Below are 26,930 nucleotides of genomic sequence, written 5' to 3'. Positions count from 1 at the left end.
GCCGCATGTCGCCTCGGCGGTGTTCTGATCACGTCTGTTTGTCTGGACCGAACCTTTGAATGTTCCGTTCATTGGCAGAGCGGCGGGGCCGGGCCGTTAATTTGGACGAAAGGGACTTAGGCATGCGCCTGCAGCACATGATGATCGTACTGGCTCCGATGTTCGCTGCTGGTGCCGCCCTCGCCGAGGACAACCGCGGCACGATGGATCAACAGATGGCCTGCACGCCGGATGTATGGCGGCTCTGCAGCGCGTATATTCCGGATCGCGACAGCATCGTCGCATGCCTGAAACAGAACACGCCGCAGTTGTCGGGGCCATGTCGCGCCGTCTTTGAGCCGAGCACGGCACAGGTTCAGCAGCATTCGGCGCGGCGCGTCGTACAGCATCGGCCGGCGTCGCCCCGAGCCTATCCGGCGCAGCGGCGGACTTATGACGCCGATGACGAGGAGTGAGCCCTTCGGGCGCTCCCTATCGTTCCTCGGTTTTGCTCACGTCATCAATCCTTGGATTCGCATACGTCGACCCATTCGGCTCCGGTCAATTCGGACAGGCGTGCGGGTGTGATCTTGACCGCGCTGTGGGTGGAGCCTGCCGCGGGAACGACGATGTCGAACGCCTTCAGCGAGAGGTCGCAATACACTGGCAGCGGTGCCTTCAGCCCGAACGGGCAAACGCCGCCGACCTCATGCCCTGTGATCTCGGCGACCTCGTCAAGCCCGAGCATCTTCGGTTTGCCGCCAAACAGCGCTTTCACCTTCTTGTTGTCCATGCGCGAGGTGCCGGCCGCGACGATCAGGATGACGCGCTCGCCGACCCGCAGGCTCAGCGTCTTGGCGATACGGGCCGGCTCAACGCCATAGGCTTCTGCCGCGAGCGCGACCGTGGCCGAGCTCTGGCTGGAGACGAGGACGTCGATGTCGGGGGCTTTTTCGGCGAAGAAGGCGCGGACGGATTCCAGGCTCATGCTGACGCAACAATCTCGGGCAGTTCGGACAAAGCAGCAATACGATAGTCTGGGGCAAAACCCAACTCGTCCATCTGCGTCCGCAACGCCTTGAACATGGTCAGCGGCGGTAGGGATACGCTGTTGGCGCAGGCCGCTGCCATCGATTCGGGAGTGACGCGCTCGATCCATGCCACGTTCATGCCGAATGCCTTGGCCCCGCAGGCGTCCCAGGGATTGGAGGAGACGAACAGCACCTCGGCGGGACTGATGCCGAGCGCCGGCTCGACCAGCGCATAGGCTTGTGGGTTCGGCTTGAAGATCTTGGCCGTATCGACGCTGATCGTGGCGTCGAGCACCGGCTCAAGACCGCTGTTCCGAACCAGCGCGTTCAGCATGGCGGGGCTGCCGTTCGACAGAATGGCGAGCTTACGGTCCTTCATCGCGGCGAGCGCCGCCAGCGCATCCGGATAAAGATCGAGATGCAGATACTTCGCCATGATGCGTTCGAAGGCGGCGGCATCAGCCGTGAGGCCGAGCACCCGCAAGGTGTAGGCGAGCGAGTCGCGGGTGACCGTGGCAAAATCTTCGTAGCGGCCCATCAGGGAGCGCAGCCAGCTATATTCGAGCTGCTTGATGCGCCACAACTGCGTGATCAGATCGCCGCGGGCGGGAAACGCCTGTTCAGTCACGGCGGCGACAGACTGCACGTCGTACAGCGTGCCATAGGCATCGAACACCACGGCTTTGATCGGCACGGCACTCTCCCGACAGCATGAGCGCGGCGTTCCGCCGCGCTCGACCGTATCATGTCAACGCCGCACAGGAGACCGGGGACCGGATCACGTTTGCTTTGAAACGTGAGCCGATCAGATGCCCAGCAGCTTGCGGGCGTTCGCCTTCAACACCTTCGGCCGGATCTCGTCGCGGATGTCGAGCTTGGCAAAATCGGCGAGCCAACGGTCCGGCGTGATCACCGGCCAGTCCGAGCCGAACAGCATCTTGTCCTGCAGAATCGAGTTGATGTAGCGGACCAGGATCGGCGGGAAATATTTCGGCGACCAGCCGGAGAGGTCGATATAGACGTTCGGCTTGTGGGTTGCGACCGACAGCGCCTCTTCCTGCCAGGGAAAGGAGGGGTGCGCGAGAATGATCTTGAGGTCGGGGAAGTCGGCCGCGACGTCGTCCATATACATGGGATTGGAATATTTCAGCCGCATGCCCATGCCGCCGGGCATGCCCGAGCCGACGCCGGTCTGGCCGGTGTGGAACAGTGCGATGGCGCCGCCGTCATTGATCGCTTCATAAAGCGGATAGGCCAGCTGATCATTGGCGTAGAAGCCCTGCATGGTCGGATGGAATTTGAAGCCGCGGACGCCGTACTCTTCCATGAGCTTCCGCGCCTCGCGCACGCCGAGTTTGCCCTTGTGCGGATCGATGCTGACGAAGGGAATCAGCACATCGAGATGATCTGAGGCGACCTCGAGCATCTCGTAATTGTTGTAGCGGCGGAAGCCGGTCTCGCGCTCGGCATCGACCGGGAAGATCACGGCGGCGATGTTCTTCGAACGATAATAGGCAGCAGTCTCCGGCACGGTCGGCGGATGCTTGTGCGGGGACTTGAAGTAGTCAGCCATCTGCGCCTGGAAGTCGTCATAGCCGTCGTCGGGATGCATGCCGCAAGGCTCCTCGGCATGGGTGTGGATGTCGATGGCGACGACGTCGTCGATCTTCGGCAGAGCGAGCTTGGGCATGGGCGTTCCTGGATTGCTTCTTTAGGCGTTGGAAAATTGATTATATGATATAACAAATTTGGCAAGCAGGACTCGCGCCGTTTCCCTGCACTTGCCGGAGCAGGGCTGTGGCCGCGCCGTCTCCAGCCTGATCGTGAGCGGAGCCGTCTGGCGCGTGTGAATTCGGACGGAAACGCGCTGCCGTTCAATCCGGTCCCGACAAATGGCGAAGGTTCCCGCCACGGCAAGTGGCCCATTTGGTTGACATCGGGCCGGACGGTGGTTAAGAACCGGTCGTCTCGGGCGGCACGGCCGCCAGCGGGAAAGAATTCGTTTTTGCCACTTTCGGCCTGTTCAACACGGCCTTTCGAAGCATCAGGACGTCCCATGAAGGTCCGTAACTCGCTGAAATCGCTGCGTGGCCGCCATCGCGCCAATCGCCTTGTCCGTCGCAAGGGCCGCGTCTACGTCATCAACAAGGTGCAGCGCCGTTTCAAGGCCCGCCAGGGCTGATTGACGGCTCTGCGCCGCCGAAGTGCTGCTCACGGGTGTTTGAGACGGACCTTGCTTTGCAAGGTCGGTTGAGAACATCTACACTTCAGCAATGACACTGAGATCTTTCCGCGCGATCCTGCTCGCCGCGCTTTTCGCTGCGACATCCTCCCTTGCCTGCGCGCAGGACAATCCGCACGCCACGCCCAAGCCCAAGCTGCCGGAAGCTCCGGCGAAGCTGCCCAGGGTCGGCGCCGACAAGACGCGCGGCCTCGACTTTCTCTTCGGAGCGCTGAAGGCCGCGCCGGACGAGGTAAGCGCCCGCCATGTCGAGGCGCGAATCTGGGCGACTTGGCTGCAGACACCGAGCGACACGGTCGCGCTGCTGATGTCGCGGTCCAAGGCCGCCCTGGACGGGCATCAGACCGAGGTGGCTCGCAAGCTGCTGGACGCGGTGATCAAGCTGCGCCCGGATTATGTCGAGGCCTGGAATCGCCGCGCGACGCTGTATTATCTGCAGAACGATTACGCGCATTCCCTCGCCGACATTCAGCAGGTTCTGATCCGAGAGCCGCGGCATTTCGGTGCTTTGGCCGGGCTCGGCATGATCATGCAGGATCTCGGCGACGATAAGCGCGCGCTGGACGCCTTCCGCAAAGCGCTGGAGATCAATCCGCATCTGGAGAAGGTGCCGGAGCTCGTCAAGACGCTGAGCGAGAAGGTCGAAGGGCGCGACATCTAGTGCGGCAATCCCGAAGGCGCACTGCATTCGCAGCGACATCGTCAGCGAATTCACGCTTGATTAACCATGATTGCTGCGGCGGCCTTGCCCGTCGGAGCGGTCGTTCTTAACTCGCGATCGGCGGCCATGAATGGGGCAGGAGCCTGTTGCGATGAACCGTTGGGTGCTGGCCGCGAGCCTGACCGTCCTGGTCACGACGCCAAGTTCGGCGGAAGATCTGTTCTGGGTGGTCGGCAACCGCGCGACCGACCGATGCGCCATCGTCACCAGTAATCCGGTCGTGGACGGCGATATCTGGTTCGCCGACGGTCCCTACAAGACGCTTGCCGATGCGAAGCTGGCGCGATCCACGATCCGCGCCTGTCCCAACAAGGATGACCCTGCCGACGATTGATGCGGCAGGATTGATGCGGGCAAGATGAGCGCGGCGAATTGAGCTTGCGATCAATTTCCCCGCACACCCGTCATCGGAACCTTCGTCGCAGGCCGCGATCAGTGCAGCGCGTTGCTGCGACGCTCGGTCAGGCCGTATTGGGCGGCGGCCGCATAGAGCTGGGCAATTTCCGCTTCCAGGTGCTCGTTGACCAAGAGGAGCGCCTTCAGTGCGCCACGCAGATCGCCATTGCAGCTCGCGACGATCTCGTCGATAGCCGCCTCGCTTGAACGTAAACTCATCGGATACCCCCTCCCAAAACCTACTCGACTAACTCCGGCATCCCGATCCTTGTTGCTGTGAATCACGTGGATGGATCGGATCACGAACGGTTCTTGGCATGCGCCCACGTCCAACAAAAAGTCCGGACCATGGTTATAAAATGGCCGACGACGCGCTGATGACAGCCTTCCCGCGCGTGACCGGCTGCAGAGCAGCGATGATTCGCAACCTTTGCCATGCTGACTTCGTATCGGGAATGTGACGGGCAGAAAATTATCAATGATTTCAATAGTCATTATCTGCGCTTTGGGGTTGCTTGCTGCGGTCACGCGTCTTGGAGTGGCGTTGGTCGAGCGCCGCTACCCGGCACAGGGCACGGCGATCAAAATCGACGGCGCGAACATTAATCTTGTGGATATCGGCTTCGAGAGGCCGGATGCGCCGCCGCTCCTGCTGCTCCACGGCGCGAGTTCGAACCTTGAAGCCATGCGCCAGCCGCTCGGCGATCTCCTCGCCAAGCGGTACCGGGTGCTCCTGGTGGACCGCCCCGGCCATGGTTGGAGCGATCGCGACCGGGTGCAGGATTCGACCCCCGCCGCCCAGGCCCGGATGCTGGCGGATGCGCTGCAGAAGCTCGGTATCGGCAGCGTGATCCTGGTGGTCCATTCCTGGAGCGGCGCCCTTGGCGCCCGGATGGCGCTGGATTTCCCGGAACGCGTGGCCGGCCTCGTGATGCTGGCGCCGGTGGCCTATCCCTGGCGTGGCGGCGTCGGCCGGTACAACAAGGCCGTCACGACGCCTCTCCTTGGGCCGCTCCTCGCCCATACCATCACGCTGCCGCTCGGCCTCTTGCTGGCCGGTCCTGCCGCAAGGAGCGTGTTCCTGCCCCAGCCCGTGCCGGAGGATTTCCTGGATCGGACCGCAACGCCCCTGCTGCTCCGGCCGCGGGAATTCATCGCCAATGCGCAGGATCTCGTGACCCTCAAGCAGGCGGTCATCGAGCAGGTGCCGCGTTATGGCGAGATCAAGGTCCCGGTCACGATCATCGCGGGAGACGCCGACCGGACTGTCTTTACGGATATCCATTCGCGCCCGTTTGCGCAGGCCGTGCCGCAGACCAGGCTGATCGTGCGGGCGGGTCTCGGGCACATGGTGCAGAACGCGGTGCCCGAACTCGTGATCGGCGAGATCGATCGGATGGTCGCCGGGATCGCGCCCGCGGACGCGTTGCCGGCGGGGCTCTGATCGCTCGGCATGAAAAAGCCCCGGCCGCGGGACCGGGGCTATGATCAGGCGCTGTTGCTCACAGAGCCGATGTGCAGCGCCATGCGGCGCTGCAACATCGCCGTCTATCACTGCTTCTGCTTGCCGTCCTTGTCGAAGGACGAGATGTAGGCCCACAGATTGTTGACCTCGTTCTCGTTCTTGATTCCGGCGAAGGTCATCTTGGTCCCGGGGATCTTGGCCTTCGGATCCTTGATGTATTCCTTGAACTGGGCTTCGTTCCAGGTGATGCCGGAGTTCTTGTTGGCATCCGAATAGTTGTAGCCCTCTACGGTGCCCGATTTGCGGCCATCGAGCCCGTTGAGCTCGGGGCCGACCTTGTTCTTCGCGCCTTCGCCGATCGAGTGACAGGGCAGGCACTTGTTGAACGAGGTCTTGCCGGCCGCCAGATCCTCCGCCAGCGCAGCGGAAGCCAGCGACGATGCGGTGATGACAACGAGCGCACTCAAAGTCAGCTTGTTCATGGATTTTCAGGCTCTGTGGTTGCGAGACAAATGTGCACTGCGGTTGTGGCATGACGTTTCCGCAGAGACAAGCCGCCACGCTCCCGTTGGAGTTATCAATCTTTCCGATCTGTTTGCGCAGCAGCAAAGATCGAAAGCCGGTCTCGCAGCCTATCCAAGCCGCTGTCGTTGTGATTGATATGGCTCGATAAATCGAAACGCTGGGAGAGCCGCGATGGCCATCAAGATGCCGGAAGCCGATCAGGCGGTGCTGATGCGCCGCAGCGAAATCGTCGCCGCCTTGCGCGCTATCGTACCGGGCGAAGGCGTCATCGACAGCCCTGCCGAGATGCTTCCTTATGAGTCCGATGGACTGATGGCGTACCGGCAGCCTCCGATGGTCGTCGTGCTGCCGGACTCGACGGAACAGGTCTCGAAAGTTCTGAAATACTGCCACGAGCAAGGCATCAAGGTGGTTCCGCGCGGCTCGGGAACCTCCCTCTCCGGCGGCGCGCTGCCGCTCGCGGATGGCGTGCTGCTGGGTCTCGGTAAGTTCAAGCGAATCCGCGAAATCGATTTCGACAACCGCGTCGTCGTCACCGAGCCTGGCGTCACCAATCTCGCGATCAGCCAGGCGGTCGCGCATGCCGGCTTCTACTACGCGCCCGATCCGTCTTCGCAGATCGCCTGTTCGATCGGCGGCAACATCGCTGAGAATTCCGGCGGTGTGCATTGCCTGAAATACGGCATGACCACCAACAACGTGCTCGGCTGCGAGTTCGTGCTGATGACGGGCGAGGTGTTGCGAATCGGGGGCAAGTGCGCGGAGAACGCGGGCTACGACCTGATGGGGCTGATCACGGGGTCGGAAGGTCTGCTCGGCGTCGTCACGGAAGTCACCGTGCGCATCCTGCAAAAGCCCGAAACGGCTCGCGCGCTGATGGTGGGCTTCGCCGAGGTCGAGGCGGCCGGCGAATGCGTCGCGCGCATCATCGGCGCCGGAATCATCCCCGGCGGCATGGAGATGATGGACAAGCCGGCCATTCATGCGGCGGAAGCCTTCGTCCATGCCGGCTATCCGCTCGACGTGGAAGCGCTCCTGATCATCGAGCTCGACGGGCCGGCCGTCGAAGTGGACGAACTGATCACCCGCGTCGAGGCGATCGCCAATGGCTGCGGCTCGACCACCTGCCGCATCTCGACCTCGGAGGCCGAACGCAATCTGTTCTGGGCCGGCCGCAAGGCGGCGTTTCCGGCCGTCGGCCGCATCTCGCCGGATTATCTCTGCATGGACGGCACGATTCCGCGCGGCGCGCTGCCGAAGGCCTTGGCGCGGATCCGCGAACTGTCCGAAAAATACCAGCTTCGCTGCGCCAACGTCTTTCATGCCGGCGACGGCAACTTGCACCCGCTGATCCTGTACGATGCCAACAAGCCCGGCGAGATCGAGCGGGCGGAAGCCTTCGGCGCCGACATCCTGCGCTGCTGCGTCGAGCTCGGCGGCGTCCTGACCGGCGAACATGGCGTCGGCATCGAGAAGCGCGACCTGATGCCGGAGATGTTCACCGAGATCGACCTCAATCAGCAGCAGCGCGTCAAATGCGCCTTCGACAATCAGGGCCTGCTCAATCCCGGCAAGGTCTTCCCGACCCTGCATCGCTGCGCCGAACTCGGCCGCATGCACGTCCATGCCGGCAAGCTCGCCTTCCCGGACATTCCGCGGTTCTGAAGGGGGCGCCGGCGCTTCAGCGTCGTCATTGCGAGGAGCGCAAGCGACGAAGCAATCCAGAGTCGTGGGCGGGACTCTGGATTGCGTCGCTTCGCTCGCAATGACGGCGCAGAGAGTCGTCCTCATCCCATCACATCCCACCCCGCAGACACACGTCAGCAGTCCCGCAGCGCGTTGCGCCCGAGTGTTGCGGCCGACACGCCCTTCGAAAACCGTCGAGAGGGCGCGGGGAATGCCGGGTGAAGGCCTCACCCATGGCCCGCCTGCAGAAAAAAAGCAGGCGGCAGTCACCACAGGTTCAGCCGGTCATCCGGCATTCCCCGCGCGCTGGTTTTAACGCTTATACGTGCTCGCCCCGGGGACCGGCTCGATTGCCCCCGTCCGCGTGAAGCAAAGCTTCATCGCGTTGCGACAACGCTTGCGCGTTGCGCTAGGCCTCAGCACCGGGAGGCCAGGCCCACACGATTTCACGTCCGCATCGCAGTCGTTCGTCGGCATGGCTTTGATTGAGCATGATCTTATCCGGAAAACCGCTTCGCACTTTTCCGGATCATGCTGCCACGCTGCGACCCGACACGGCCACCGCATCCCCACCTCACGTATCGTGACGACCGCGCGTACGCCCCTCTCGGCGAAGCAGGATGGGCGCAGGATGGCATGATTTCTGCAAAAACGAAAGAGGAGAATTTCGGCGCTCGGAGGGGCCGTACTATACTGCGTTGAGATAGCTTACGAAATGAGTGTTTTCACGCGGGGCAATTTTTGCCTCTGCCTGCCGCGCCTGTGCAGCGAGATCGCACGAAACCGCAGAGGTGATTTGCCCGACGCCTCGTATGGGCATCGTTGAGCTGGCCCTATTGGCTATGGAACACATCCCAGGATGCCGCTCGATTGACGGTCATCGATTACGGCCGCTGAGCTTCCCGTAGTTGGTGAGAACACGAAAATGCGGACCTAATTGCAGCTCTTAATCTATGTGATGCCAAGTCGGGTGATGTACGAGGTTGGCAACGAGCCGATCGACTGGCCAACGAAGCCTAGGATCACGAGCATGGCGCCGATTTTGAAGAGAGCCCTGCGAAGCTTGTATTGCTGCGACCAGCCTTGCCATCGATGTTTTCGGTCTTCGGCACTCTCGCGGGCATTTGCTCGCCGCTCGACTTGCTCCGCACCTTGAAGATTAATTGCCCAATGCCATTCACGGGCGATCATGAGAAAGCCTACGATATCCAAGACTAAGCCTAGATTCGAAAACCATTGCTGACACATCGCTTCCCCTAACGGTCGTGCGAGCGGGCGGGCCTATTAATCGTCAAATAGATCAGGGGTCTTTTCTGGCGGATCAGGCAAATCCTGAAGCTTAATCACCTGGAGGCCGTCAGCTTTGCCATGTCGAGCAATATCGCTGTCGTTGGAATAAATCCGCTCTGCGCCTTCGACCTTGGCGATGGCGATGATCTGCCGGTCGAACTTCAATTTGGCCCAGCTATCAGCGCCTTCCTTCTTTTGGTTGGTGCGTATTGCTTGACGATGGCGCTCGGCCGCTTCGACGGCGGCACGAGTGCCGAACGATGCGATCCTGAAGCGCGGCGTCTTGCTGAGAATATCAAGATATTGAGGCGCAGCTTCGCCCGCGCCGATCAGCACTTCGCTGAGCGCGGGCGTCGGCACGATTACAACATCCTTTTGCTTGTCGAGGGTCTCGATAAGGTGGGTCAGCTTGGCGTCGACTTTGCCGACGCCCTTTACGCGTGGGTCTAAGAGCGGCACCAGAAACGATGTGTCAAAGACCACGACTGCCATTTAGTGGCGGTCCCGTTCGTCGCGCCGGAGCCCAAGGATGTCGCTCAGCGCATCCTCGCTTTCATGCCACGTGCAGCCTTCGACCGAGCGCAGCTTGCCGACGACCTCGGTCATGGGACTTTCGTCCAGCACCTCGAAATCGTTGATGTCGAATTGTTCAAGCTTCCATGTGCCATTTTCCTCACGGACCCATTTGCCGCTGCCGTGCACGCGAATGACACCATTCAGGTAATACGGTGCCAGCCGCCGCGCGACATCCTCCCCGCGCACGTTGCAATGATATTCAACGTCGCCGTCTTTCAGCCAGACGGGAATGGTCTCGTCCCGGCCGCCGATGCGGATAATGCGGCCATCGAGTGTGCCTATTTCGCGGAAAGGACCATAATGCACGGGCTTTGGCCGGTTGCGGCCGGGGAATTCGATGATGACGTTGTGAGCCGGCGCAATCAACTCCGCAACGGCACCGTCCTTTGCCAGGAGGTTGTCGATGTTCTTATAGGCCTGCATTGCGTCCTTCGGTCCGTGGCCGCGGCTGACGCGGGCGACGCGATCGGAGACGTTCGGGAAAGCGACCGGCTCAATGCTTGAGACCAGCACAGTGCTTCCCTTTTCAAGGTGGGAGAAATGCACGCGCTCACGCTCGCCCAACAGGACGGCAAACTCCGCCATGTACTCCGCCAAGCGGGACATAGGCAGGCTATCGACGTTGAAAACGTCGATTTTCAAGCGATATTGCTGTTGCTCTGCCACGTGGGTGTGTTCCTCTGTTGTTCTAAGATAACACTATCCCGGCCTAATGGTATGAGGGACCAGTCAATTTTTTACTGACAGCCTAAGCAGGGGCCGCGCCAAGTCAGCCGCCTCAAGGCCAAGTCCTCCGGGACGCTGCGCAGCCTTGACCCGTCTGACTCGACGCGGCGGTGGCTTGGCATGCCCTAAGGCGAATTCCGCCTAGCGCTTGAGCGAGACCCACTGGCAAAACCGCGGGTAGAGTATGATATTGGCCTAATATGACCTTGGACGATATTCCCGCCGATCCTATCGAGCAGGCCCAAATGCTCGAAAACATGCTGATCTCGCTCGCGACCGGTGGTACGGCCAGCGGCCCGCAATAGGGGCATATTCGCCGGTTATTCATGGATGATCCCGAACTGTCCGCGCTGTTGCCTGCCTTCGTGAGAACCTGTCGGACCCCCGACGCGTTTTGGCAGTTCATCAAATACAAGGCGCCGACCTACGCCGAGCGACGCGCCATCATTAGGGGGGATTTCACGCCGCTGTTCGATCATCTCGAAGGGCGCAATCGTGCGCCGGGCGATGTGGTTGTGTCGGACGCGTTGGAGACGTTTGATGCGGAGGGCGTGCACGTGGTTTGGACAAAGGCGCTGGGCCGACGCAATGCTGACCCGGAAGGCGCAATTACGGTCGCGAGAACGCTTCTGGAGACCGTTTGCAAGCGCATCCTCGACGAATTGGGCGATTCGTATTCCGAGAAGGACGACTTGCCGCAGCTCTATTCAATGACAGCAAAGAAACTCAATCTTGCACCCGATCAGCATACCGAAGAGCCGATCAAGGCCATTTTGGGCGGTGCCATGCACCTCGTGAATGGACTTGGCACTTTGCGCAATCGGTTGAGCGATTCACACGGACGCGGGGGCAAGCCGGTAAGGCCGTCGCCCAGGCATGCAAGCCTTGCGGTGAACACAGCGGGCGCCATCGCTACCTTTCTTGTCGAAACACACCTTGAACGATCGTCGAAGGGGACAGCATAACGTTCCTCAACGCCGTTTCCGCAAGAACAGACAGACTAGGAATGCGAGCGCGACTACGGTGAGGGCGCAAATCGCGACATCCCCATTCGCGTGGGGCCGTTAGGCCCAGTAGCTGGATTTGGAGATTTTGCGCCGGGATTATGGTGACAGTGCACTAAATCCTGCGAAACCTTAAGGTGCAGCGTCAGCGCAGCTCAGCACTTTCACCGCAATACCAGTTGCGCCGTCGGCTTCAACGGCCGCTTACGTGGCGTCGCGAGGTGACTTCTTCGCGGCCTTGCGCTTCTTGGTCGGTTTCTTTGTCACGATCTCAATCAGGGCGTCATCGATCCTTGTCTGCCAGCCCCGGCCCTTCGATTTGAAATACTTCACGACGGCGGGGCTCAAGCGGATATTCACTGGGATCTTTGTCGGCTCCTTTTGCGGACCGCGCCGGGCAATTGTTTTCGCAAGCTCAGGGAAGACGTCAGAAAATGGCTTGGCCCTGGCGAAATCCTTCTCGGTCCATTCCGGGTTATCCGAGACAGCTTTCATGTCTGCCTTCGAGTAGGCGGGTTTCGTTTTAGCGCTTGGCATTGAACAGCTTCCTCTCCTTCTTCGAAGCCGGGCGCATTGAAATCACCGAGAGTCCTTCGAGGCCAAGAACGGCGAAGACGATCGAGATAACGCCGTTTGCATCCATTCCGATCGCTCGGGTCACGACCGCCTTTTGCGGAAAGCACCAAGGCGTTCGCGAAGAACTCCTCGGTCAACGTGGCGAAATCCAAGCGGTGCTTGGCGATGTTCGCGATGCGCTTCGGTTCACCCCAAAGGATTTCCATAAGCATTTTGTAGATACAAAATGCTTATGGAACAATCAAGATGAGTGAGATCCAGCGCGCCGCGGCTTCTCGGTGACCCACAACCGCCTCTGGATACTGGATCGTCCGCTTTCGCGGACGATGACAGCGAGGGTCTACATTTCCTTATCGATAGGAACCGAGGCTTTGAAAGCGCTCGTCTAGATCAGCCCGTACTGCATCCGCTCTCGCCGCGCCAGCAGGGGCAGGGCTTGGCCCGCGATGTAGGTCTTGAAGTGGGCGCTCTCCTGGTGCGCCTGGAACGCGGCCTCGTCGCGGAACAGCTCGTAGAACAGGAACTGGGCTGGGTTGTCCTTGGCGCGGGAGATCAGGAACAATTGGGCGCCGGGCTCCTTCTGCGCCTCCGGGAGGAAGCGTGACAGGATCTCGGCGACGCGGTCGGCCTCGCCGTCCCTGGCTTCCCATTGCGCCACCACCAGCAGGCCGCCGCCGCTGACGGCCTCGTTCACCGTTGTCGTGTCGATTGCATATCGCGCCATTGTCGTCATCCTCTCGTTCGGGGGTCCGCGAGGCCATCGATAGCTCCGTTTCGGTAGCGGATAGTTCGATCGTGGATGAACAATGGATGCGGGACGACGCGCGCGCCCAAGCGTTCCGCGGCATCGAACCGGATGCGCCGCGCGCAGGCTGCACGTTCCGTCACGCCCACCCTTGTGTCCGGCCTCCAACGCTTGGGATCATGATGCGATCGGCAGGATTCGCATCATGATCTCATCTGCTTGATTGAGCACGATCTCCGCGCAAACGCCTATGGCGTTTGTCGCGAGGGAAAACCGGGCTGCACTTTTCGCAGATCATGCTCTAGAAGGATTCCAACGCCGGTGGCGGCGCCTCGCGCGGCCGCCTGGGATCATCAACAAGCAAGGCAGCAGTGGTGGACGCCCTCAAAGTACGGAATGCGGCCGATGTCGAGGAGGCGGTGCGCGCCGCCATCGCCGGCGATCAGCCGCTCGAGATCATCGGGCACGGCTCGAAGCGGCCAATCGGCCAGCCGACGGCGACCAATGCGGTGCTCGACCTCTCGGCGCTGAACGCCGTCATCGCCTATGAGCCGAACGAGCTGATCATCACGGTGCAGGCCGGCGCGCCGCTCGCCGACGTGCTGTCGCTGATTGATTCGAAAAGCCAGCAATTCGCGTTCGAGCCGGTCGATACCGGGCCGCTGCTGGGCCTGCCGGGCAGGGGGACGATCGGCGGCATGATCGCGGCCGGGCTGGCCGGTCCGCGCCGGATCAAGGCCGGCGGCGCGCGCGATCATCTGCTCGGCGCGCACGCGGTGTCCGGCTTCGGCGAGAGCTTCAAGACCGGCGGCAAGGTGGTGAAGAACGTCACCGGCTACGACCTCTGCAAGCTGCTGGCGGGGTCCTGGGGCACGCTCGCCGTCATGACCGAGGTGACGCTGAAGGTGATGCCGCGGCCGGAAGCCGAGCGGACGCTGGTGCTGCGCGGCCTGGACGCCGATAGGGCCAATCAGGCGATGACGGCGGCACTTGGGTCGGCCTTCGACGTGTCGGGGGCGGCGCATCTGCCTGCATCGCTGTCCGGCACCGAGGCCGACGGGCTGACGAAAATTGCTGCTCCGGGACAGTCCATGACCCTGCTGCGCCTGGAGGGCATCACCGCGTCGGCGGTGGATCGCGCCGCCTCGCTTGCCAAGCAGCTGATGCCGTTCGGAACGGCCGAGATCCTTGAGGATGACGCATCGGCCGCAATCTGGAGCGCCGTGCGCGACGTGCTGCCGTTCGCCGCCCACGGTCCGCTCGGGACCTGGCCGGTGTGGCGCATCGTCTGTCCGCCGGGCTCGGGCGGCAGGCTGGGCCAGGTTCTCGCGCGGGAGACGGGCGGGCAGGTGATCTACGATTGGGGCGGCGGCCTGATCTGGCTGGCGCTGCCGCCGCAGCCCGAAGCCGCGGCGGCGCAGGTGCGCCGGCATGTCGGCGCCGCCGGCGGCCACGCGACGCTGCTGCGCGCATCCGAAGACGTCCGGCACAGGGTGGACGTCTTCCAACCGCAATCGGCCGGTGTGGCCGCGCTCGAGGAGCGCGTGCGCGCCTCCTTCGATCCGAAAGCCATTCTCAATCGCGGCCGTCTGCGGCGGAGTGTTGCGCCATGAAAACCGAATTCAGCCTGGCGCAGCTCGCCGATCCCGATATCGCGGTCGCCGACAAGATCCTGCGGGCCTGCGTGCATTGCGGGTTCTGCACCGCGACCTGTCCGACCTATGTGCTGCTCGGCGACGAGCTCGACAGTCCGCGCGGCCGGATCTACCTGATCAAGCAGATGCTGGAGAAGGACCAGGCGCCGACCGCTGACGTCGTCAAGCATATCGACCGCTGCCTGTCGTGCCTGTCCTGCATGACGACCTGTCCGTCCGGCGTCCACTACATGCACCTGGTCGACCAGGCGCGGGTGCGGATCGAGAAGACCTATCGGCGGCCGCTGGCCGATCGACTGCTGCGGGCCGTGCTCGCCGCCGTCCTGCCGAGCCCCAAGGCTTTTCGGCTCGCCACGCGGCTTGCGCGGCTGGGGCGGCCGGTGACCGCCCTCTTGCCCAAGCCCTCGGTCTCGAAGGGCCCCGCACCGAGCCTGCTCCGCAGAGTGCGGGCCATGCTGGACCTGGCGCCGGCCGAGCTGCCGCCGCCAGGCCCCTCCGGCGGCGCGGTGTTTCCGGCCCAGGGCGAGCGCCGTGGCCGGGTCGCCCTGCTGCAGGGGTGTGCGCAACAGGCTCTGGCGCCGCGCATCAATCAGGCCGCGATCAACATGCTCACGCGGCACGGCGTCGAGGTGGTGCTGGTCCGGGACGAGCAATGCTGCGGCGCGCTAACTCATCACATGGGACGGGACGAAGACGCGCTGGCGCGGGCCCGCGCCAACGTCCGGGCGTGGACCGCGGAGCGCGATCGCGGCGGCCTGGACGCCATCCTGGTGACCACATCCGGCTGCGGAACCGTGATCAAGGACTACGGCCATATGCTGCGGGAAGACCCGCAATATGCCGCGGCGGCCGCATCCGTCTCGGCCCTGGCCAAGGACATCACCGAGTATCTCGGCGCGATCGAACTGAGATCGGCCGCACCTAAAGCTGAGATCGTGGTGGCCTATCACTCCGCATGTTCGCTGCAACATGGTCAGAAAATCACGGCCCTTCCGAAAGAATTACTTTCCAAGATGGGATTCGTAGTGAAAGATGTGCCGGAGAGTCATTTGTGTTGCGGTTCGGCGGGGACCTACAACATTCTCCAGCCTGACATCGCGGTGAGGCTGCGTGATCGGAAGGTCGCCAACATCGCAACCGTCAAGCCGGATGTGATTGCTGCGGGCAATATCGGCTGCATGATGCAGATCGCCAGTGGCACGTCAGTTCCTGTGGTCCACACGATTGAGCTTCTCGACTGGGCGACGGGCGGTCCTCGGCCAGGAATCAATTGAGCGATGGGCGTCGTGCGCGACCAGCCGGCCCCATCCGGCGTCCGCCGGAATGCTCGGCGGCAACAGGAGGATCACGATGGCGAAAGACAAAAAGGACAAGAAAGACAAGAAGGATAAAAAGAAAAAGAAGCTGATGGCGCAGGCCAAGAAGGCAGCCAAGAAGACGGCGAAGAAATCCGCCAAGACGTCTGCAAAGAAGGCCGCGAAAAAGGCTCCGAAGAAGGCAGCCAAGAAAGCCACCAAGAAGACCGCGAAGAAAGCTGCAAAGAAGGCGACGAAGAAGGTAGCCAAGGCTCCGGCGAAGAAAGCCAAGAAGGCTGCGGCGAAGAAAGCGGCCAAGGCGCCCGCTAAGAAAGCGGCGGCAGCCGTCCCGGCGCCGAAGAAGAAAGCCGCCAAGAAGCGCGCCCCGAAGGCGGCGCCAGCCGAGCCGATCTTCGACATGAGCCACGCCGAAACGCCCGAAACCGAATCGGCGCAGGGTGAAAGCTGGGCGGGACCGACGTCCGAGCCCGTCGAAACCGGCGACGATGAAACGGCCGCCGGCGCGGGCCGGTAGCTGAAGCTAGTCCCTGCTTGAATCATTCGGAAAGCCGCAGCGATTGCTGCGGCTTTTTGCTTGCGCCGGCTCGAACTTGCTTGCGCTGGCTCGAACCTACTCGCGGGCCAGGGTTTCCCGCCGCGACATTGATCTCGACGCCCGGCGCAAAATGCGCGGGCTGATTCGCTCGGCTGCGCCCCGTGCCATCCTGGTGTGGCTGTCATGTCTCGGATGCATTCCCGATACTTCTACTCGCGGTAAAGTTTGTTGTTCAAATGCAACAGCTGCCGACAACCTGCCGTAGAAGCGCCAAAACGCCTAAAAAGGCGGCAAATGCCGCGCTTTTTTGCTTCTCCAATGCCTGGGACCTGACACAAATTGCCGATGGTTTGACGCAGTCGGTTTGTTTGTGTCCCGGGGGGATCGGAAATCGGACTGATGTTTGGAAGCTAGGTGATGGGGATCGTCATGCGGAAATGGACTTTGTTGGCAACGGCGCTGGCAATGGTATCGGGGTCGGCTTTCGCGGCGGATCTGCCGATGAAAGCTCTGAAGGCGCCTCCGGCTCCGGCCTTCGAGCCCTGGGATGTCGCTTTCGGCGGCGCGATCATGAACGACTACATCTTCCGCGGCGTCACCCAGTCGAACCACAAGCCGTCGGTCGCCGCCTATATCGAGCCGCGCTACAACGTCACCAAGGACCTGCAGCTCTATTTGGGCGTCTCCGGCGAGAGCATTTCCTTCGCCAACCGCGCCGCGGCTGAGATCGACGTCTACGGCGGTATCCGCCCGACCTTCGGCGCCTTCGCCTTCGACATCGGCGTGTGGGGCTATCTGTATCCGGGCGGCACCTGCCAGTTCGGCGGCACCGGGTTTGACTTCGCCGGGAATTTCCAGGGCACCGAGTGCGCCACCAACTTCCTGCTCAACGGCAACACCATGAAGAAGGACGTCAGCTTCTTCGAGGTCTACGGCAAGGGCACCTACACCATCAACGACAACTGGGCCGTCGGCTTCACCGAGTTCTATACGCCGAGCTTCCTGAACTCCGGCGCCTGGGGCAACTACACCTCGGTGACCGGCAAGTGGACCGCGCCGGCTGATCTGTTCGGTTCGAGCGGCGTCGGCATGTATGTCTCCGGTGAGTTCGGCCGTCAGTGGTTCGGCACCACCGACAGCTTCTACGGCACTGCGGTATTCCCGAATGGCATCCATTACGCCGACTACAACACCTGGAACGTCGGCATCGGCTTCACCTACAAGGTGTTCACGCTCGACCTGCGTTACTCCGACACCAACCTGTCGAAGGGTGATTGCAGCGTCTTCACCGGTGCCTTCAACGCGACCGTCGGAGCGGCGCCCGTTACCGGCAACAATCCGCTGGGAGCCAGTTCGAACTGGTGCGGCGCGGCTGGCATCGCCAAGCTCTCGTTCGACCTGACGGCGATGAGCAATCTGAAGTAAGTTCGGTCCTCAAGACTTGAGGACGAGGGGCGGCAGAGCGATCTGCCGCCCCTTTGCTTTTGCGTGAGGATCATCGAAGGCGGACAAACGGCCGGCGTCGGATCGACATCCGGATCAACAGGGCATCCGCGAGACAACGGATGACGGCGCTCGCGATCCCATCGATTCAGCTCTGACGAAGGCACTGGAGCGCGGTGGATGCGCATGCACAACGCCCGGCCTTGCAACGTCCAACACGCTAACTCCCGCGCCGCAGGCGCCCGCCGCTTCGCCGTTCCTCTACTCGCCGCCTCCGGCGGAGTAGGCTTTCGCTTGCTGGTCCTTGTTGCGGAGGGCAAACCGATCGCCCTCGCGGGTCAGTTCGACCCTGCGGTCATGAAGCTCGTGAAGCGTCGAGCGATGGCCGATCGAGACGATGGTGGTATCGGGCAGGCGCTCCTGCAGCATGCGATAGAGCGTGGCCTCGGACGGCTCGTCCAGGGAGGCCGTCGCCTCGTCCAGGAACAGGTATTGAGGCGCATGCAGCAACGCCCGCGCGATCCCGAGCCGCTGCTGTTCGCCCAGCGACAGCGTGCGATTCCAGTGTCCATCGTCTTCCAGCTGCTCGCTGAGCTGCGGCAGCCCCACCGCCGCGAGCGCAGCCCTGACCTGGTCGTCGCTGAAGGCATCGGATGGCGCCGGATAGACGATCGCCGCTTTCAGAGCCCCGATCGGGAAATAGGGCCGCTGCGGCAACATCATCAGCTTGGCATGGGCGGGCACGCTGATGACGCCGGCGCCAAATGGCCAGACGCCGGCGATGGCGCGGAATAAGGTCGACTTGCCTGCCCCTGATGGGCCGGTCACCAGGGTGCTTTCACTGCCGCGAATGCTGAAGCCATCCGCCGAGATCAACGGCAGGCCGTTCGGAAGTTTGAGCAGCAGCTGCTCCATCTCGATCGCGTCGCGGCCGGCCGCACTGACAAGGTCGACGGTTTCCGGCTCGCTGGACAGCGATATCGCGCTGTCGATCGACATCTCGAAGCCGTCGAGGCGGGCGACTGTCGCGCGCCAATCAGCAAGCGTTCGGTATGCGCTGACGAAAAACGACAATGCACCTTGTACGGTCGAAAACGCGGAAGCAGTCTGCATCATGCCGCCCAGCGCGATCGTCTTGGCGAAATAGGCGGGTGCAACCACGACATAAGGAAAGATCACGACCGCCTGCGAATAGCCGGCTGTGAATGCTGTCAGCCGCTTGGTCCGGCTCATGATCTGGTACCAGTTGTTCACCACGCGGCCGAAGCGCGTCGACAGCTGTCCCTGCTCCGCCTGCTCGCCTCTCAACAGCGCGATCTGCTCGGAGTTTTCACGGACACGGACCAGATTGAAGCGGAAATCGGCTTCGAACCGCTGCTGCTCGAAATTGAGGTTGACCAGCGGAGAGCCGATCCACTGCGTGAGCGCGGTGCCGAAAATCGCGTACATCAAGGCGATCCAGACGAGATAGCCGGGGATCGCGACTTCGCCGCCAAACAGGCGCAGCGGAGCGGCGTTTGACAGACCCCACAGCACGACGACGAAGGACGCCAGCGACACGATCGAGCTGAGCAGACCGATCGTGATGCCCAATGTCTGCTCGATGAACTGCTTGACGTCCTCGGCAATGCGCTGGTCGGGATTGTCGGCCGCATCGCCCTTGAGCTGCATCCGATAGTGGTTGGCTCCGTCGAGCCAGCGGCGGAGATAGACCTCGGTCATCCATCGTCGCCAGCGGATCTGCAGCCACTGATTGAGATAGAGCTGGTAGACCGACAGGACGATGAAGGCCGCTCCGAGGACGAGAAAGACGCCGATCAGCCAAACGAAGGTGTTCCAGTCGTACTGCTGAAGGGCGTTGTAGAACCGGTTCTGCCACTCATTGACCAGGACCTGGATGGCGACCAGCGAGAGCTCGATCGCGATCACGGCCGCGAGCAGAACCCGGCCGGCGAGCTTGTCCTCGGACCGGAAATAGGGGATGGCGATCCGCCAGACGATGGCGATGGTCGAGCGCAGATTGTTCACTAGCTGACTGCTCCGAAGACAGGGCTCATGGCCCCCAACCGGGAAAGAATGCCGCGGCGCAAATAGCCGGGGTGGACCCTCATGGAGGGTAGACTAAAGTCGTAAGCGGCGCGACCGGGGTTCACTTGTGGTTCAGTTGCCTCAGACCCTAGCATGGGCCACGGCGCGGGGTGGGAACTGCCGAAGATTTCGCGAGAATTTGAGCACAGTTTGGCGCTGCCAAGCATGTGATCAGGTTCCGTGTTCCGGCGTGATTCGCGCCCCCGGCGCCATATCGGCCTGACCCGCCCTGCCGGGCAAAGGCCCAAGAAGCTCAAATGGGGAGTTGGGGAGGAAAGTCATGTGGAACCAAATCTATAACCCACTCGGGAGCGCCGCGCTGTCGACCATCGCGGCCGCAATCCCTGTGGTCACGCTGCTGGTGCTGATCGCCAGCGGCAAGGTGAAGGCGCATATCGCGGCCATCATCGCCGTGATCGTGACCAACCTGATCACGATCTTCATCTTCACGATGCCACCCAATATGTCGATCCGGGCCACCGTGCTCGGCATCGTGACCGGCTTTTTCCCGATCGGCTGGATCGTGCTGAACGTCATCTTCCTCTACCAAGTTACGGTTTCGACCGGCCGCTTTGAACTCTTGAAGCGTGCGGTCGGCGGCGTGACCGAGGATCGGCGACTGCAATTGCTGCTGGTCGCGTTTTCCTTCGGCGCATTTTTCGAAGGCGCCTCCGGCTTCGGCACGCCCGTGGCGATCACCGGTGCCGTGCTCATCGGCCTCGGCTTCTCGCCGCTGGCGGCCTCCGGCCTGTCGCTGATCGCCAACACCGCACCGGTGGCCTATGGCGCGCTGGGCACGCCGATCCAGGGCCTCGCTTCGGTGACGGGTCTCGATCCCTACATTCTCGGCGCGATGGTTGGACGCCAACTGCCGGTGTTCTCCCTGATCGTTCCGTTCTGGGTGGTGTGGGCATTCGCGGGCTGGAAGGGCATGAAGGACGTCTGGCCGGCCGTGCTGGTCACCGGCATCTCCTTTGCGGTCCCGCAATTCCTGATCTCCAACTACGTCAACCCCTGGATCGTCGATATCGGCGCCTCGCTGATCTCGATGGGCACCTTGATCCTCTTCCTGCGGGTCTGGCAGCCGAAGCAATTGTGGCTGTCGCCCGCCCTGCGTGGCCGCGACGAATCGGCTGCGACCATGACCGCGCCGAAGCCGCTCGATCGCACGCCGCTGACGCAAGCCGAGCTGTGGAGCGCATTGCTGCCGTGGATCATCGTCTGCATCGTGATGCTGATCTGGGGCAATGGCGGCTTCAAGACCTGGGCGAATTCGATCTTCACCTGGAACTACGCCGTGCCCGAGCTGGACAAGATGATCTACAAGATGCCGCCGGTTGCGGCGAAGCCGACGCCGGAGGGAGCGGTGTTCTCGTTCACCTACCTGTCGTTTACCGGCACGGGCATGCTGATCGCGGCGATCATCTCCGGCTTCCTGATGGGGGTGAAGCCCGGCAAGCTCATCGCTGAATATGGCCGGACGATCAGGCTCTGCGCGATCTCGCTGATCACCATCTCGGCGATGCTTGCGATCGGAACGCTGACGCGGCTGTCCGGCGTCGACGCCACGCTTGGTCTCGCCTTCGCTGCAACCGGAGTGCTCTATCCGTTCTTCGGCACCCTGCTGGGCTGGTTGGGCGTGGCACTGACAGGATCGGACACCGCTTCAAACGTGCTGTTCGGCAATCTGCAGAAGATCACGTCGGAGCAGCTCGGCCTGCCGTCGATTCTGATGGCGGCGGCGAACTCGTCCGGCGGCGTGATGGGCAAGATGATCGACGCGCAGTCGATCGTCGTCGCCTCTACTGCGACCAATTGGTACGGGCATGAAAGCTCGATCCTGCGCTACGTCTTCCTGCATTCGATCGTGCTGGCCTGCCTGGTCGGCATCTTCGTGACGCTGCAGGCTTACGTCTATCCGTTCACGGCGATGGTGCTGAAGTAAAGCCGCTTCACTTTGGAAAAATCCCCGCGCGAGGCCAGCTCGCGCGGGGATTGCTATTTTTGGGTCACAATTATGCGGGAGCCGTGCCGCCGCCGTGATCGCCAGTGGATGAAGGCGAACGTTGAACGATCGAGAGGGGGCTATGGTTTCTGTGAAGCGAGGGGCTGCTGGATGCGTGGCCGTGTTGTTTGTCGCGATAGCAGGCTTGCAGGCGGCCCGTGCCGACGCGGGCTTTCCATTCGGCATGGAGATGACCCTCGACGCGCTGCCGCAACCTGGATCGAAGCGGGTGCCCGATCTCGATATTGGCGACAACGGCGAGACCGTGCTGGAGCTGTGGTGCAAAGGCGCGAAAGGGCAGTTCTCGGTCGCGGGCGACAGCGTGATTTTCCTGGCCAGAACCATCGAGGATCGCAATTGCCCGGCCTCGCGCGCGCAGGCCGATGACGAGCTGATTGCCGCACTGACGGCAGCAACGAATTGGAAACGGCAGGGTGATTCGATCTTCTTCGTCGGACCGAAGACGCTTCACTTTCGGCTCAATACCAATTGAGCCCGTGGACGCGCCCCGGTCGCAGGTTCGGCTGCGACCGAGCGGATCGGGTCCGCAGTTATTTCCAGACGGAGTTGTCGGCGTCCCAGCGTTTCGCCTTCAGCACCTTGGCCAGCTCAGCGATGGTGCCGCCATCGTCGCGTTGGTCGCCTTCCTCGTCCCCGGACGATTCCTCCGCCAGGATCAATTTTGCGCCGCCGGCCTCGTCCACCGTGGTCGTGACGGGACTGCCGACCCACAACATCAAGGCATCCGATTCACCCGGCTTGTCCGGTGCGACCAAGCCGGTGACTTCGATGACCTCGGTGAGATCGAGGCCCGGCATCAACTGGCTCGGCCGCTTGAAGGTGAGCTTCATCTTGCCGGAGACAGGGCTCCAGGTCGTAGCCACGGCCTTGGCGCCGTAGCTCTTGGCGAGCACGTCGGAGACCGTCGCTGCCAGTTTGTCCCGGTTGATCTTGTCGCCATCGCGCCAGTCGGCCGCGGCGAAACGCAAGGTGCGGTCCATCTCGACGGCACCCGCCGTCCAGCCGGCAGTGACGACTCCGTTCATCGTTCGCGCCTTGGCGATCAGCGCCGGGGCGCGATCGGGATCGACGGTCATGCTGATGGTCTGCTCACCCGCACGCAGCGCATCGCAGCCAACGGTCAGGCTGGACAGCCCGAGCTCGACGTCTTGGCCCCTGAGGCTCTTCAGGAAATCGAGCGCCGCATCCAGCTTGATGCGCACGGCGACGGCTTCCGGCGACACGTCGGTGAAATCCTTCGGCTGCGCAACGATACCGTCGTCGGTCGACTGACTGTCCTGGAACTCCTTTTCGCTGATGTCGGAATTGTCCGTCGAGGCAACTTCCGTGACCGTCTTGCCGACCGTGATCTGGCCGCGGAATTCGAACGTGTCGCCGCTGGCCTTCTGGGTCAGCTTGACCGATACGGGATCCTTGGTGCCGTTGCTCTGCGCGGTGCCGGTCAGTGTCTGGCCGTTCACCGCCAGATTGGCCACGAAGCGATCCTTGCGTTCGGAATTCTTCTCCACCGGATAGCAGACATCCAGCGTCGCCGCGGTGATTGTCTTGCCCTGCCTGGTTTCCTTCAGGATCACATCCGCATTGCCGTCCATCAGCCCGTCGATCGCGGTGAAGTATCTGGTCTCGCTCGTGCTTGGGGCAGTCTTGCCCACCTTGCTCTGGGACCAACCGAGTTCCGGCACTGCCGCGACAACCACGGCACCAGCAAGCAAAATCGCGCGCATCATGAAAATCCTGCTTTGGGTAAGAATCGAATGACCCGAATGTCCCGACTTCGAGGTCCGCTACATATCCGCCGTGATCCGCCTTAAGCAAATCGCGTGTGGCGAATTTGAAGTTCCGAACGGTTGGTCCGCGCCTCACTCATCTTTCGCAAGAAAAAGGCCGCCCGGAGGCGGCCTTCGTCATCTCTGGCAGGTGCGAAAGGGCAGGCTCAGAAGCCCATGCCGCCCATCCCACCCATGCCGCCGCCGGCCGGCATGGCCGGTGCCGGCTCCTTCGGCAGCTCGGCGACCATGGCCTCGGTGGTGACCAGGAGGCCGGCGACCGACGAGGCGTCCTGCAGCGCGGTGCGGACCACCTTGGCCGGGTCGATGATGCCCTTGGCGACCATGTCGACATAGTCCTCGGTCTGGGCGTCGAAGCCGAAGGTCTCGGACTTCTCATCCAGGATCTTGCCGACCACGATGGAGCCCTCGACGCCGGCGTTCTCGGAGATCTGGCGAATCGGAGCCTCGAGCGCCTTCAGCACGATGTTGATGCCGGCCTGGACGTCCGAATTGGCGTTGGTGATGCGGCCGACCGCCTTCTTGGCGCGCAGCAGCGCGACGCCGCCGCCGGGGACGATGCCTTCCTGCACCGCGGCGCGGGTCGCGTTGAGGGCGTCCTCGACGCGGTCCTTCTTCTCCTTGACCTCGATCTCGGTGGCACCGCCGACCCGGATCACCGCCACGCCGCCGGCGAGCTTGGCCAGCCGCTCCTGCAGCTTCTCGCGGTCGTAGTCCGAGGTGGTCTCCTCGATCTGCGCCTTGATCTGGCCGACGCGCGCCTCGATGTCGGCCTTCTTGCCGGCGCCGTTGACGATCGTGGTGTTCTCCTTGTCGATCACGACCTTCTTGGCGCGGCCGAGCATCTTGATGGTGACGTTCTCGAGCTTCATGCCGAGGTCTTCCGAGATCAGCTGACCGCCGGTCAGGATCGCGATGTCCTCGAGCATGGCCTTGCGGCGATCGCCGAAGCCCGGCGCCTTGACGGCGGCGACCTTGAGGCCGCCGCGCAGGCGGTTGACGACCAGGGTCGCGAGCGCCTCGCCCTCGACGTCCTCGGCGATGATCAGCAGCGGACGGCCCGACTGCACCACGGCTTCGAGCACCGGCAGCATCGCCTGCAGGCCGGACAGCTTCTTCTCGTGCAGCAGCACGTAGACGTCGTCGAGCTCGGCGGTCATCTTCTCGGCGTTGGTGACGAAGTAGGGCGAGAGATAGCCGCGGTCGAACTTCATGCCTTCGACGATGTCGACCTCGGTATCGAGCGACTTGTTCTCCTCGACCGTGATGACGCCCTCGTTGCCGACCTTCTGCATCGCCTGGGCGATCATCTTGCCGATCGCGGCGTCGCCATTGGCGGAGATGGTGCCGACCTGGGCGACCTCGGAGGACGAGGCGACCGGCTTGGCGCGCTTTTCGATGTCCTTGATCACGGCGGCCACCGCGATGTCGATGCCGCGCTTGAGATCCATCGGGTTCATGCCGGCGGCAACCGCCTTGGCGCCCTCGCGCACGATGGCCTGGGCCAGCACGGTCGCGGTGGTGGTGCCGTCACCGGCGGTGTCGTTGGTCTTGGAGGCGACCTCGCGCAGCATCTGCGCGCCCATGTTCTCGAACTTGTCCTCCAGCTCGATCTCCTTGGCGACGGTGACGCCGTCCTTGGTGATGCGGGGGGCGCCGAAGCTCTTCTCGATCACGACGTTGCGGCCCTTCGGACCCAGCGTGACCTTGACGGCGTTGGCGAGAATGTCGACGCCGCGCAGCATGCGATCGCGCGCGTCTCCGGCGAATTTGACGTCCTTGGCTGCCATTTTTGAATGTTCCTCTGGTGGGACCTCATCGCCAGGGCTGTGTCCGCCCTTCGGTGGCTGATGAGGTTTGCAAAATCTGTCGCCCCGTCGCGCTTGGACGCGCGGGGCGCGAAGGGGATCAGGCCAGCACGCCCATGATGTCGGACTCCTTCATGATCAGGAGTTCCTCGCCGTCGAGCTTGACTTCGGTGCCGGACCACTTGCCGAACAGCACGCGATCGCCGACCTTGAGGTCGATCGGCACCAGCTTGCCGCTTTCATCGCGGCCGCCGGGGCCGACAGCCACCACTTCGCCCTGCGAGGGCTTTTCCTTGGCGGTGTCGGGGATGATGATGCCGCCCTTGGTCTTCTCCTCGGCGCTGATACGCTTCACCACGACGCGGTCGTGCAGCGGACGAAATTTCGATTTGGCCATGACGTTTCCCTTTGCGGGCGCTTCGAACGGGGTTGCTGTCGGAAAAGAATCTGAATGCGGCCACATTTAGCGCGAAGCTGGCGCCAACTGACTCGCCCCTTTGGCAATCGTGCCCTCCGAGTGCTAAGGTCGCTCGGGAAATATGGCTTGACGCCGATCCTGTCAAGCAAACCGGTTAAGCCGTTCTTGAGGCTGTTATAAGATGCTACCTGGGGTAAACCATGGTGGCGAGGCAACGGCGGCATCCGACGTCGTTGCCCTTGCGCCTGATTTGCGCTTGGTTGCCGGACGGGGCAGCCATGATCTTGTTTCTAAGGGGATCCCATGAAGAGTTCACGGTGCGCGCGGGCGGTTGCCAATCTGGGAATCGCTTCAGCGCTCACGATCTTTCTCGCCGCGTGCAGCAGCTTCAGCCTATCGCCCTCGGCTCCCGTCGCGCCCGAACCCGGCGTCGAACCTGAGGTCCCGTCGACGATCCGCCCCGATGAGCTGGTCGGCAAGTGGGGGCTCGCCTCGTATCAGAACCCCACCGACCGCGCGCGCACCGAGAAGATGGCGGTGGCGCAGTGCAAGCAGCCCTATACGATCGGGGCCGGCACTTCGGGCGGCGTGGTGATGCATCTCGCCGATCAGGCCACGCCGCAGGAGCTGCGGCTGAAAGGCTCATCCAGCGGCAAGAACTATATCGGCCCGGCCGGGCCTCCCGGCGGCGAGCAGGATCGCGAGGTGCTGTCGTTCGACGGGCGGGTGCTGGTGACCCGTTTCGTCGACAAGGATGCCGCGACCCGCTACGGCAACATGGTCTATGTCCGTTGTGGGCCGCGGGCCTGACGATCGAACCGACCGTTGGACGGTCTTCATCCATCAAAATGAAAAACGCCGGCATTGTGCCGGCGTTTTGTCTCTCGCCCTG

29 protein-coding genes are annotated in these 26,930 nt (G+C 62.5%); 15 read left to right on the top strand and 14 right to left on the bottom strand.

What is annotated here, in order from left to right; genetic code table 11:
• Positions 1 to 122 precede the first annotated feature (122 nt).
• Complete coding sequence (locus QXZ85_RS16140) at positions 123 to 455, top strand: hypothetical protein (protein ID WP_315706606.1); 333 nt, start codon at positions 123 to 125, stop codon at positions 453 to 455.
• Between the two features lie 44 nt (positions 456 to 499).
• Here the strand turns inward: QXZ85_RS16140 and QXZ85_RS16135 are convergent, their stop codons facing one another.
• The 3 genes from QXZ85_RS16135 to QXZ85_RS16125 form a co-directional block, all read right to left on the bottom strand.
• Entirely contained in the window at positions 500 to 967 is a 468-nt protein-coding gene (locus QXZ85_RS16135) for a YbaK/EbsC family protein (protein ID WP_315706607.1), read from the bottom strand.
• Positions 964 to 1,704 (bottom strand): haloacid dehalogenase type II, encoded by a 741-nt coding sequence (locus QXZ85_RS16130; RefSeq protein WP_315769715.1) that lies wholly within the window; start codon positions 1,702 to 1,704, stop codon positions 964 to 966. The genes QXZ85_RS16135 and QXZ85_RS16130 overlap by 4 nt, the downstream gene beginning before the upstream one ends.
• Positions 1,705 to 1,815: 111 nt before the next feature.
• On the bottom strand, positions 1,816 to 2,700 hold the full coding sequence (locus tag QXZ85_RS16125; RefSeq protein WP_315706609.1) for an amidohydrolase family protein: 885 nt from the start codon (positions 2,698 to 2,700) through the stop codon (positions 1,816 to 1,818).
• A gap of 366 nt (positions 2,701 to 3,066) precedes the next feature.
• On the opposite strand from QXZ85_RS16125, the gene ykgO reads away from it, so the two are divergent.
• From ykgO to QXZ85_RS16110, 3 genes are all read left to right on the top strand, one after another.
• Positions 3,067 to 3,192, top strand: a complete 126-nt coding sequence (gene ykgO, locus QXZ85_RS16120) for a type B 50S ribosomal protein L36 (RefSeq protein WP_006611362.1) — start codon at positions 3,067 to 3,069, stop codon at positions 3,190 to 3,192.
• A 91-nt stretch (positions 3,193 to 3,283) separates the two neighbouring features.
• Positions 3,284 to 3,913 (top strand): tetratricopeptide repeat protein, encoded by a 630-nt coding sequence (locus QXZ85_RS16115; protein ID WP_315744327.1) that lies wholly within the window; start codon positions 3,284 to 3,286, stop codon positions 3,911 to 3,913.
• A gap of 151 nt (positions 3,914 to 4,064) precedes the next feature.
• A complete protein-coding gene (locus QXZ85_RS16110; protein ID WP_315706611.1) occupies positions 4,065 to 4,307 on the top strand; it encodes a hypothetical protein in 243 nt (80 codons plus the stop codon).
• A gap of 98 nt (positions 4,308 to 4,405) precedes the next feature.
• Here the strand turns inward: QXZ85_RS16110 and QXZ85_RS16105 are convergent, their stop codons facing one another.
• Positions 4,406 to 4,588, bottom strand: coding sequence for a hypothetical protein (locus tag QXZ85_RS16105; RefSeq protein ID WP_315706612.1), 183 nt, complete (start codon positions 4,586 to 4,588; stop codon positions 4,406 to 4,408).
• A gap of 259 nt (positions 4,589 to 4,847) precedes the next feature.
• Between QXZ85_RS16105 and QXZ85_RS16100 the strand changes: the two genes are divergently transcribed.
• Positions 4,848 to 5,813, top strand: a complete 966-nt coding sequence (locus QXZ85_RS16100; protein WP_315744329.1) for an alpha/beta hydrolase — start codon at positions 4,848 to 4,850, stop codon at positions 5,811 to 5,813.
• Positions 5,814 to 5,920: 107 nt separating this feature from the next.
• On the opposite strand, the gene cycA is transcribed toward QXZ85_RS16100, so the two are convergent.
• Positions 5,921 to 6,316 carry a cytochrome c-550 CycA gene (cycA, locus tag QXZ85_RS16095; protein ID WP_315729667.1) on the bottom strand — a complete coding sequence of 132 codons (396 nt, stop codon included), beginning with the start codon at positions 6,314 to 6,316 and terminating at the stop codon, positions 5,921 to 5,923.
• A gap of 214 nt (positions 6,317 to 6,530) precedes the next feature.
• Here cycA and QXZ85_RS16090 point away from each other — a divergent pair, with 214 nt between their 5' ends.
• Positions 6,531 to 8,024, top strand: a complete 1,494-nt coding sequence (locus QXZ85_RS16090) for an FAD-linked oxidase C-terminal domain-containing protein (RefSeq protein ID WP_315706615.1) — start codon at positions 6,531 to 6,533, stop codon at positions 8,022 to 8,024.
• A gap of 972 nt (positions 8,025 to 8,996) precedes the next feature.
• Here QXZ85_RS16090 and QXZ85_RS16085 read toward each other — a convergent pair.
• The 3 genes from QXZ85_RS16085 to QXZ85_RS16075 form a co-directional block, all read right to left on the bottom strand.
• Positions 8,997 to 9,236 (bottom strand): hypothetical protein, encoded by a 240-nt coding sequence (locus tag QXZ85_RS16085; protein ID WP_316174439.1) that lies wholly within the window; start codon positions 9,234 to 9,236, stop codon positions 8,997 to 8,999.
• 93 nt (positions 9,237 to 9,329) lie between these two features.
• On the bottom strand, positions 9,330 to 9,827 hold the full coding sequence (locus QXZ85_RS16080; RefSeq protein ID WP_316174438.1) for a PIN domain-containing protein: 498 nt from the start codon (positions 9,825 to 9,827) through the stop codon (positions 9,330 to 9,332).
• A complete protein-coding gene (locus QXZ85_RS16075) occupies positions 9,828 to 10,577 on the bottom strand; it encodes a hypothetical protein (RefSeq protein ID WP_316174436.1) in 750 nt (249 codons plus the stop codon).
• A 386-nt stretch (positions 10,578 to 10,963) separates the two neighbouring features.
• On the opposite strand from QXZ85_RS16075, the gene QXZ85_RS16070 reads away from it, so the two are divergent.
• A complete protein-coding gene (locus tag QXZ85_RS16070) occupies positions 10,964 to 11,602 on the top strand; it encodes an abortive infection family protein (protein ID WP_316174434.1) in 639 nt (212 codons plus the stop codon).
• Between the two features lie 243 nt (positions 11,603 to 11,845).
• On the opposite strand, the gene QXZ85_RS16065 is transcribed toward QXZ85_RS16070, so the two are convergent.
• Positions 11,846 to 12,136, bottom strand: coding sequence for a BrnA antitoxin family protein (locus QXZ85_RS16065; protein WP_316174432.1), 291 nt, complete (start codon positions 12,134 to 12,136; stop codon positions 11,846 to 11,848).
• Between the two features lie 41 nt (positions 12,137 to 12,177).
• On the opposite strand from QXZ85_RS16065, the gene QXZ85_RS33780 reads away from it, so the two are divergent.
• Complete coding sequence (locus QXZ85_RS33780) at positions 12,178 to 12,471, top strand: hypothetical protein (RefSeq protein WP_410052717.1); 294 nt, start codon at positions 12,178 to 12,180, stop codon at positions 12,469 to 12,471.
• 131 nt (positions 12,472 to 12,602) lie between these two features.
• On the opposite strand, the gene QXZ85_RS16055 is transcribed toward QXZ85_RS33780, so the two are convergent.
• Positions 12,603 to 12,941 (bottom strand): putative quinol monooxygenase, encoded by a 339-nt coding sequence (locus QXZ85_RS16055; RefSeq protein ID WP_315729663.1) that lies wholly within the window; start codon positions 12,939 to 12,941, stop codon positions 12,603 to 12,605.
• A 395-nt stretch (positions 12,942 to 13,336) separates the two neighbouring features.
• Between QXZ85_RS16055 and QXZ85_RS16050 the strand changes: the two genes are divergently transcribed.
• The 4 genes from QXZ85_RS16050 (at position 13,337) to QXZ85_RS16035 (ending at position 17,893) form a co-directional block, all read left to right on the top strand.
• Positions 13,337 to 14,575: an FAD-binding protein gene (locus QXZ85_RS16050; RefSeq protein WP_315729662.1), complete on the top strand. Its 1,239-nt coding sequence runs from the start codon at positions 13,337 to 13,339 to the stop codon at positions 14,573 to 14,575.
• Complete coding sequence (gene glcF, locus QXZ85_RS16045; protein ID WP_316174429.1) at positions 14,572 to 15,891, top strand: glycolate oxidase subunit GlcF; 1,320 nt, start codon at positions 14,572 to 14,574, stop codon at positions 15,889 to 15,891. Before QXZ85_RS16050 ends, glcF begins: the two co-directional genes overlap by 4 nt.
• 49 nt (positions 15,892 to 15,940) lie before the next feature.
• Entirely contained in the window at positions 15,941 to 16,447 is a 507-nt protein-coding gene (locus tag QXZ85_RS16040; RefSeq protein ID WP_316174427.1) for a hypothetical protein, read from the top strand.
• 450 nt (positions 16,448 to 16,897) lie between these two features.
• Positions 16,898 to 17,893 (top strand): TorF family putative porin, encoded by a 996-nt coding sequence (locus tag QXZ85_RS16035; protein WP_315744106.1) that lies wholly within the window; start codon positions 16,898 to 16,900, stop codon positions 17,891 to 17,893.
• Positions 17,894 to 18,172: 279 nt separating this feature from the next.
• Here QXZ85_RS16035 and QXZ85_RS16030 read toward each other — a convergent pair whose 3' ends face one another.
• Entirely contained in the window at positions 18,173 to 19,939 is a 1,767-nt protein-coding gene (locus QXZ85_RS16030) for an ABC transporter ATP-binding protein/permease (RefSeq protein WP_315727601.1), read from the bottom strand.
• A gap of 340 nt (positions 19,940 to 20,279) precedes the next feature.
• Between QXZ85_RS16030 and QXZ85_RS16025 the strand changes: the two genes are divergently transcribed.
• Together QXZ85_RS16025 and QXZ85_RS16020 are read left to right on the top strand one after the other, a co-directional pair.
• Entirely contained in the window at positions 20,280 to 21,944 is a 1,665-nt protein-coding gene (locus tag QXZ85_RS16025) for an L-lactate permease (RefSeq protein ID WP_315706627.1), read from the top strand.
• Between the two features lie 142 nt (positions 21,945 to 22,086).
• On the top strand, positions 22,087 to 22,497 hold the full coding sequence (locus tag QXZ85_RS16020; protein WP_315706628.1) for a hypothetical protein: 411 nt from the start codon (positions 22,087 to 22,089) through the stop codon (positions 22,495 to 22,497).
• 58 nt (positions 22,498 to 22,555) lie between these two features.
• Here the strand turns inward: QXZ85_RS16020 and QXZ85_RS16015 are convergent, their stop codons facing one another.
• From QXZ85_RS16015 to groES, 3 genes are all read right to left on the bottom strand, one after another.
• Positions 22,556 to 23,749 (bottom strand): hypothetical protein, encoded by a 1,194-nt coding sequence (locus QXZ85_RS16015; protein WP_315706629.1) that lies wholly within the window; start codon positions 23,747 to 23,749, stop codon positions 22,556 to 22,558.
• 209 nt (positions 23,750 to 23,958) lie between these two features.
• Entirely contained in the window at positions 23,959 to 25,602 is a 1,644-nt protein-coding gene (gene groL / locus QXZ85_RS16010) for a chaperonin GroEL (protein ID WP_315727605.1), read from the bottom strand.
• A 118-nt stretch (positions 25,603 to 25,720) separates the two neighbouring features.
• Positions 25,721 to 26,017 carry a co-chaperone GroES gene (groES, locus tag QXZ85_RS16005; RefSeq protein ID WP_315706631.1) on the bottom strand — a complete coding sequence of 99 codons (297 nt, stop codon included), beginning with the start codon at positions 26,015 to 26,017 and terminating at the stop codon, positions 25,721 to 25,723.
• A gap of 324 nt (positions 26,018 to 26,341) precedes the next feature.
• Between groES and QXZ85_RS16000 the strand changes: the two genes are divergently transcribed.
• Positions 26,342 to 26,848, top strand: a complete 507-nt coding sequence (locus tag QXZ85_RS16000; protein ID WP_315706632.1) for a hypothetical protein — start codon at positions 26,342 to 26,344, stop codon at positions 26,846 to 26,848.
• The last annotated feature ends 82 nt before the right edge of the window (positions 26,849 to 26,930 follow it).

This window comes from Bradyrhizobium sp. SZCCHNGR1005, from assembly GCF_032489995.1.
GTDB lineage: Bacteria > Pseudomonadota > Alphaproteobacteria > Rhizobiales > Xanthobacteraceae > Bradyrhizobium.
The sequence above is the reverse complement of the archived record's forward strand: the minus strand, read 5'-3'. Positions and strand labels throughout refer to the sequence as shown.

Coding starts and splice junctions, on each gene's coding strand:
- QXZ85_RS16090 (WP_315706615.1), top strand. CDS start 6,531: ATGGCCATCAAGATGCCGGAAGCCGATCAGGCGGTGCTGATGCGCCGC.
- glcF (WP_316174429.1), top strand. CDS start 14,572: ATGAAAACCGAATTCAGCCTGGCGCAGCTCGCCGATCCCGATATCGCG.
- QXZ85_RS16070 (WP_316174434.1), top strand. CDS start 10,964: ATGGATGATCCCGAACTGTCCGCGCTGTTGCCTGCCTTCGTGAGAACC.
- QXZ85_RS16125 (WP_315706609.1), bottom strand. CDS start 2,700: ATGCCCAAGCTCGCTCTGCCGAAGATCGACGACGTCGTCGCCATCGAC.
- QXZ85_RS16080 (WP_316174438.1), bottom strand. CDS start 9,827: ATGGCAGTCGTGGTCTTTGACACATCGTTTCTGGTGCCGCTCTTAGAC.
- QXZ85_RS16015 (WP_315706629.1), bottom strand. CDS start 23,749: ATGCGCGCGATTTTGCTTGCTGGTGCCGTGGTTGTCGCGGCAGTGCCG.
- QXZ85_RS16040 (WP_316174427.1), top strand. CDS start 15,941: ATGCTCGGCGGCAACAGGAGGATCACGATGGCGAAAGACAAAAAGGAC.
- ykgO (WP_006611362.1), top strand. CDS start 3,067: ATGAAGGTCCGTAACTCGCTGAAATCGCTGCGTGGCCGCCATCGCGCC.
- QXZ85_RS16135 (WP_315706607.1), bottom strand. CDS start 967: ATGAGCCTGGAATCCGTCCGCGCCTTCTTCGCCGAAAAAGCCCCCGAC.
- groES (WP_315706631.1), bottom strand. CDS start 26,017: ATGGCCAAATCGAAATTTCGTCCGCTGCACGACCGCGTCGTGGTGAAG.
- QXZ85_RS16025 (WP_315706627.1), top strand. CDS start 20,280: ATGTGGAACCAAATCTATAACCCACTCGGGAGCGCCGCGCTGTCGACC.
- QXZ85_RS16065 (WP_316174432.1), bottom strand. CDS start 12,136: ATGAAAGCTGTCTCGGATAACCCGGAATGGACCGAGAAGGATTTCGCC.
- QXZ85_RS16055 (WP_315729663.1), bottom strand. CDS start 12,941: ATGGCGCGATATGCAATCGACACGACAACGGTGAACGAGGCCGTCAGC.
- groL (WP_315727605.1), bottom strand. CDS start 25,602: ATGGCAGCCAAGGACGTCAAATTCGCCGGAGACGCGCGCGATCGCATG.
- QXZ85_RS16085 (WP_316174439.1), bottom strand. CDS start 9,236: ATGATCGCCCGTGAATGGCATTGGGCAATTAATCTTCAAGGTGCGGAG.
- cycA (WP_315729667.1), bottom strand. CDS start 6,316: ATGAACAAGCTGACTTTGAGTGCGCTCGTTGTCATCACCGCATCGTCG.
- QXZ85_RS16115 (WP_315744327.1), top strand. CDS start 3,284: ATGACACTGAGATCTTTCCGCGCGATCCTGCTCGCCGCGCTTTTCGCT.
- QXZ85_RS16000 (WP_315706632.1), top strand. CDS start 26,342: ATGAAGAGTTCACGGTGCGCGCGGGCGGTTGCCAATCTGGGAATCGCT.
- QXZ85_RS16105 (WP_315706612.1), bottom strand. CDS start 4,588: ATGAGTTTACGTTCAAGCGAGGCGGCTATCGACGAGATCGTCGCGAGC.
- QXZ85_RS16140 (WP_315706606.1), top strand. CDS start 123: ATGCGCCTGCAGCACATGATGATCGTACTGGCTCCGATGTTCGCTGCT.
- QXZ85_RS16020 (WP_315706628.1), top strand. CDS start 22,087: ATGGTTTCTGTGAAGCGAGGGGCTGCTGGATGCGTGGCCGTGTTGTTT.
- QXZ85_RS16035 (WP_315744106.1), top strand. CDS start 16,898: ATGCGGAAATGGACTTTGTTGGCAACGGCGCTGGCAATGGTATCGGGG.
- QXZ85_RS16110 (WP_315706611.1), top strand. CDS start 4,065: ATGAACCGTTGGGTGCTGGCCGCGAGCCTGACCGTCCTGGTCACGACG.
- QXZ85_RS16100 (WP_315744329.1), top strand. CDS start 4,848: ATGATTTCAATAGTCATTATCTGCGCTTTGGGGTTGCTTGCTGCGGTC.